We start from the raw sequence: 6,000 nt of genomic DNA, 5'->3' as shown, positions 1-6,000 counted from the left end.
CCATTGAAGAAATACAGGTAGATCTGGATGGCTGGTTGCAGTATTACAATAATGAAAGAACCCACACAGGAAAGCACTGTTTTGGAAAAACACCGATGCAGACCCTACTGGACAGCAAATATTTGGCTGATGAAAAAATGTTGGATTTACAATCCGATAAAATTGTACCTTTATTAGAGGCAGGTAAAGCGGAAACAGGCTCTGGTGGAGACCAACCTGTCAGGAATAACCTGTCCGACGACTGGAATGGTCAGGGGGCTCCAAACGAGCCCCTAAACCAAAATTATTCCAAGAGTCAAAATGCCTAAAAAAACTCTTAACTGTCAGACGAAATCGTAGCTATTACAACATAACCGTTTATGCGGATAACTGCCCAACCGGATTTCAAGCTGTATCACCCAATTTGGAGCACGCTTACTTCACCCATTCAAATGGTATAAAATGAAAACGGTTTTGCTCAACGACATACATACCTCGCTAAAACAAACAACGACTACTTTTTCTTTGTTAGTTTATTTAGTACTCGGTTTTTTTACAGGCTATAAGTTTAATATTAATGTCGGCGACGGAATCACGGCCAATGCACCGTATTCCATTGGCTTTATGACAGGCTTATTGAGTCTGATTATTATTTTGATAGCAACACTATTGGCTTTTTCAACTCTATTTAAGGAAGAGGATACTGATTTTGGTTTGATTATTTTCACAACACCTATTGAGAAAAGTCAATTTGCCCTAGCCCGATTCTTATCATTCTATTTTCTTACAGTAGTAAGCTTTTTTGTTTTAATCCTTGGATATATATTAGGGCTGTACGTTCAATACTATGCCGAAATGCATTCCAATTTTGATCTATGGCATTTTGTTTATCCTTTTATTGTTTTTGGAATGATCAATAGTTTAGTTATATGCAGCATCCTCTTTTTTAGTGCTAAAAAATTTCAGAATAAATTATTCGTAACTATTGTAGGTGTAATGCTCTATATCATGTATATGATTGTGTTGATATTTTCCAACGCACCATTTATGGCGCAATCCCTACCACAGTCTTTATTAGCTCAAAAAATATCTGCCCTAACTGATATTTTTGGGCTTTCGGCTTATTTTTATGAAGCCAAAGACTTAGATGTTTTTCAAAGAAACAATAGTATTGTTTCTTTTGCCAATTTTCTTTTGCTGAATCGCTTACTTGTTATTCTTCTCTCATTGATTATGGTAATTTGGGGCATTCGTTCATTCTCTTTTTTACCAGTTTTCAAACAAAAATCTAAAAAGGATAAAACTTTATTAGAGGCCAAAATCTTAGATACTCCATTTACTACAGCAAGCACTTTATTTAATTCAAAAACAAAACAGAAAGCGCTATTTTCCTTTGTGAAGATCGATCTTATCTATTTGTTTAAAAGTATACCTCTTATTACTGTATCAATATTGCTCTTATTTTATGTTGGTGTGGAAATGTATGGCGATATTGATATGGGGATTAGGTTACCACAACAATACGCCAGTTCAGGATTATTGGCTCAAACTATTAATGGAACATTTTATTTTATAGGAGCATTGGTAGTTATTTATTTTTCGAATGATGTATTTTGGCGATCTCATGCGACCAAGTTCGCTATTATCCAAGACACAACCTATTATGCGAGAGAAAGATTACTGGGACATAGTATAAGTATGTTAGTATTGATTCTTTTTCTTACTGGTTTAATGCTATTGGAAGCTATAATTTTTCAACTTATTTATAAATATTTGTATTTTGACTGGAAGGCGTATATAGGTGTTTTTGTTTTTAATACGCTACCTCTTATTCTTCTTTCTTTTACACTGCTTTTTTGTAATAGTAAAAGTAGGAACAAGCAGGTTGCTTTAGGGCTCTCAATCTTACTATTTTTGATATTTGTTGCGCCAATTTCAAAATATATCATTTCCAATCCATTGTTTAGATTTTTATCGGGCTACGGAGGCACATATAGTGATTATATAGCATATGGTTCTTACCTTAAGATGTTTTTATGGCGGCTAATTTTTGGGTTTTCTCTCATTGGCCTTCTAATTTTAATTTCTCATTTAATCAAAACTACCGGCAAAAGAAATAACAAAATTGCACCAATAATCATTTGTGGATCAATTGCCCTTGTTAGCAGTTATCATTTCTTGGAAGGATACTTGCCAAAAGACAAGGAATCTGCTATTCTGGAAAAAGTGACCTACGAAAAAAACTACCGAAAATACCAAGGCCATCCACAACCTACTATTAAAACGGTAAAAACTCAAATCGATTTATTTCCTAAAGAGCAGGCTTACGTTATCAAGGGGAAATATTGGCTTGTAAATACACATAACCAAGCTATTGACTCTTTTCTTCTAACTATTCCAAAAGAATTTGAAATCAAATCGCTCGTGTTTTTTAATAAAAATGAGGTGCTGAAATTGGACCGTTCCATTTCGGAATTAAATTTAGGACAATCTCTACAACCACAGGATTCGGCAAAACTGGAATTTGAATTGGCCTATAAATGGCATCCTGTTAATGGTCACAATAGCCTTAATACTATAGTGGAGAATGGTTCGTTTATGCGAATTAGTCGTTATTTTCCTCAATTTGGCTACGATGCCTCCAATGAAATTTCAGATAAAAATATTCGAAAAAAATATGCATTGGGAGAAGAAACTAAAATAAAGTCGCTGGGAGCTCCAAAAACCGATACCGATGATTTTATTCGTTTAGACATGCAGATTTCAACAGTTAAAAATCAGATTGTCGTTGGTACGGGAGAATTAAAGAAGCAATGGCAAGACGTAAATAGGAATTATTACCAGTACCAGGCAATTGCCATTCCTTTTCGTTTTGCTGTTTCTTCTGCCAGCTACAAAGTTCAAAAAGTCCAACACAACGGGATTTCCATTGAAGTTTTATATCACCCCTTACACGCAAACAATGTGAACCAACTCATCGAAAACACAAAACTTTCATTGGATTATTGCACCGAAAACTTTGGACCTTACCCTTATTCCTCGGTTAAATTTGCTGAAATTTCTTCGTTTACACAGGGCTTTAATGGAACGGCTTATCCAGGGGTGATTTTTATGACAGAAAATATGACGTTTAATGCTAAAATAGAAGGCAGTCAGAACGAAGATGTCATAAATGAATTGGCAGGGCATGAAGTGGCGCATTTTTGGTGGGGCACAAACCAGATTGACCCTGATTATCGAGAAGGTTATGCAATGTTGACTGAAAGTTTGGCAATGTATACTGAAATGATGATTTACAAAAAAAAGTACAGCAAAGACAAAATGCTAGAACGAGTCGCCATTCACCAGCAGATCTATGATGCTGCAAAAGGTTTTAATGAAGACCATTCTTTATTGAAAGCTACTAAAAACAATGCTTTTGTTTCTTATTCCAAAGGAGCAATAGTTTTCGTAGAATTAAGTGAATTGATTGGAGAAGAGCGGTTGAATTTTGCATTAAAATCTTTTTTAATCAAACATAAATATCCAAATGCAAAACCAACTTCAACTGATCTACTAAAAGAAATCCTAAAGGTCAGCGATACAAAATTTGAGCAAAAAATTAAAACAATGTTCGAGTAAAAACTGTTGCCATAGGAGTAAGCATATCCGCCCCTAAATAGAAACAAACTGCGCCTCTCAGATGCCTAAGCATTCACGAATTCCCAATTATTTAAGCAAAGTACATAAGCACACCACCGTACCCTTCGCCTTCTTTCGGGACAGGCCAAGCGACTCCCGCATACAGCGGTTCGCAGCCTACCTTCCCAAAATCGCTCTTTACTCCAATGAAAACTATTCTGTACTTTTTCGAAAGACTACAGCTATTCTTGGGAATCGGTCACCCAATAAGTGAAAATCAATGCTCCCATCGCAATTTCCAAAAGGACTGCTTTCAGCCCTTCCCCACTTTTGAGACCTGTGCAGTTTTATGCAATTCGTTTCGCGTTGGCACTAGACCTCGACTGATTGAAAATAACGTCTTCAGCGTTACTTCCCCGTTTTATCAACACGTAATTACATCACACGCCGGCTGGCTCGTTCACTAAAAATGTGCACTGGACATTTTCTTAGCCCTCCTCCCTCCAGGTAATGACATCTTTCCGGCCAGGCCGAAAAGCGTGGTTTCACCCGATCCTTGTTGCATCTACTAATTTGATCATCGCTTAAATGTGTTTCGGACTTCACAGTAAACTGTGCTTGCTCATCCATCCTTACAGCCTTATATCTGGTTCCTGTTTAGCCTGTCCTGAGTCTAAGGGTTACCCCTGCCTATAAGGGACTTGCACCCTCTAAATTAATATTATATCTTAGATATGGTAAAGATGCCCATACTGGGCACACACAGTACCTATAAGTAATGCGGGCTTTTGGTGTTTTATTCTGGGTTTTGTCTATATTTATAGTCCGCCAAAGGCACAAAACTGGTCAAACCTTGCCAAATCATACACAAGAACGTTGTGCGTCACTCAAGGAAACAGACTACATAGATGAACTATCAGACATATAAACCACATGTAGACTTAGAATCTTTAGTCAAATTTTATTGGACTTTGGAAGTGCCTTTTGACCCAAAAAATAAAAAGCAAAAAATAGTTCCTGATGGCTGTATAGAAATGACTTTCAATTTTGGCGACAAGATTAAAAGATACACTTCGGAAAACGACTTCATCCTTCATCCTGATGCAATGGTAATGGGCCAGAGAACTAAATCGTATTACATTTTGCCGGTTGGTCACGTTGACACTTTCGCAATCTGTTTCTATCCTATTGGATTTGCAAACTTCGTAAAGACACCTCTTGATAAATTGGTTGACAAGGAAATACCAATTTCAGATCTTTTAGAACAAACAGAAGCCTATGATTTAGAGCAACAAATGGTTCAGGCAAGTGACACTCAAGAAAGAATAGATATTATTGATGCTTTTCTTCTGAAAAAACTAAATGAAAAAAATACGATCAGTAGTATCGTAAAATCAACCGTTGCTACTCTTCTCAAGACAAATGGAACGACCCCCATAAAGGCTCTCTTGAAAGATGACATTTCAAAAAGAAGACAGATTGAAAGGCACTTTAAAAAACAAATTGGCATAAGCCCAAAACAGTTGGGCAAAGCCATTAGACTGCAAGCAACTTTAAATCTGATGCTCAACAAAAAATCAGAAACACTGACAAACATTGCTTACGAGAGTGAATATTTCGACCAAAATCACTTCATTAAAGATTTTAAAAACTTTGTCGGGATTACGCCAAAAGAGTTTTTAGACAATGAACATATGGCTCTATCTGCACTCTTCTACAAATAAGCTTATAATGTCGCATTTCTACTATTATAACTTCCAATCTACCTGCAATTTTGTACTTCAATTAAGATTGACACATCAATGACAGTCAAAGGAATAATTTTAGCTTCAATGGTTTCTGTAATATGTTTTGTTTCGTGCAACAATTCGGATAAGACAAATTCTGAACTAGTCGCAAAAGACACTATAACAAATTCAAAGAAAAAAGATATGAACAGTTACATTTCAATGTTTGAAATTCCAGCTACGGATATTTCACGGGCAATTAATTTTTATCAGGCATTGTTAGACATCAAAATAGAAAAAATGGATGTAGAAGGAATGCAAATGGGAATATTACCTTATGAAGGACAAATGATAACAGGTGTGATAATTCAGGCAGAAGGGTACAAGCCATCCGCGGATGGAGTTATTATATACTTAAACGCAGGAGAAAATCTCCAGATAGTCCTTGATAGAGTAGAAAAAAATGGAGGGCAAATCATAATATCTAAAACAGCTCATGCCGACGATAGTGGGTACTTTGCTATATTCCTTGACTCGGAAGGAAACAAAATGGCTCTTAACTCTCCAAACTAAATAAGAAAAGGAAAAGAGCGAACGCACAGTCGAGTAGGTAAAGGGGAGTCTCCCTTAGCCCCCCTCTTTTCAACAACATAATTATTAATTAATTTATATA

Annotated in this window: 3 protein-coding genes and 1 pseudogene; all 4 read left to right on the top strand. The window is 36.2% G+C overall.

What is annotated here, in order from left to right:
- A pseudogene (locus BUA16_RS18365) lies at positions 1 to 149 on the top strand (IS481 family transposase); the annotation flags it as partial.
- A 292-nt stretch (positions 150 to 441) separates the two neighbouring features.
- Positions 442 to 3,600, top strand: a complete 3,159-nt coding sequence (locus tag BUA16_RS06655) for a M1 family aminopeptidase (protein WP_072763969.1) — start codon at positions 442 to 444, stop codon at positions 3,598 to 3,600.
- 908 nt (positions 3,601 to 4,508) lie between these two features.
- Positions 4,509 to 5,324 (top strand): AraC family transcriptional regulator, encoded by an 816-nt coding sequence (locus tag BUA16_RS06650; protein WP_072763968.1) that lies wholly within the window; start codon positions 4,509 to 4,511, stop codon positions 5,322 to 5,324.
- 78 nt (positions 5,325 to 5,402) lie between these two features.
- A complete protein-coding gene (locus tag BUA16_RS06645) occupies positions 5,403 to 5,900 on the top strand; it encodes a VOC family protein (RefSeq protein ID WP_245795528.1) in 498 nt (165 codons plus the stop codon).
- Positions 5,901 to 6,000 lie beyond the last annotated feature (100 nt).

This window comes from Arenibacter nanhaiticus (assembly GCF_900141935.1).
Lineage (GTDB): Bacteria > Bacteroidota > Bacteroidia > Flavobacteriales > Flavobacteriaceae > Arenibacter > Arenibacter nanhaiticus.
The sequence above is the reverse complement of the archived record's forward strand: the minus strand, read 5'-3'. Positions and strand labels throughout refer to the sequence as shown.

What these genes read in the sequence shown, in the direction of transcription:
- BUA16_RS06645 (WP_245795528.1), top strand. Translation starts at nt 5,403, where the DNA reads ATGACAGTCAAAGGAATAATTTTAGCTTCAATGGTTTCTGTAATATGT.
- BUA16_RS06650 (WP_072763968.1), top strand. Translation starts at nt 4,509, where the DNA reads ATGAACTATCAGACATATAAACCACATGTAGACTTAGAATCTTTAGTC.
- BUA16_RS06655 (WP_072763969.1), top strand. Translation starts at nt 442, where the DNA reads ATGAAAACGGTTTTGCTCAACGACATACATACCTCGCTAAAACAAACA.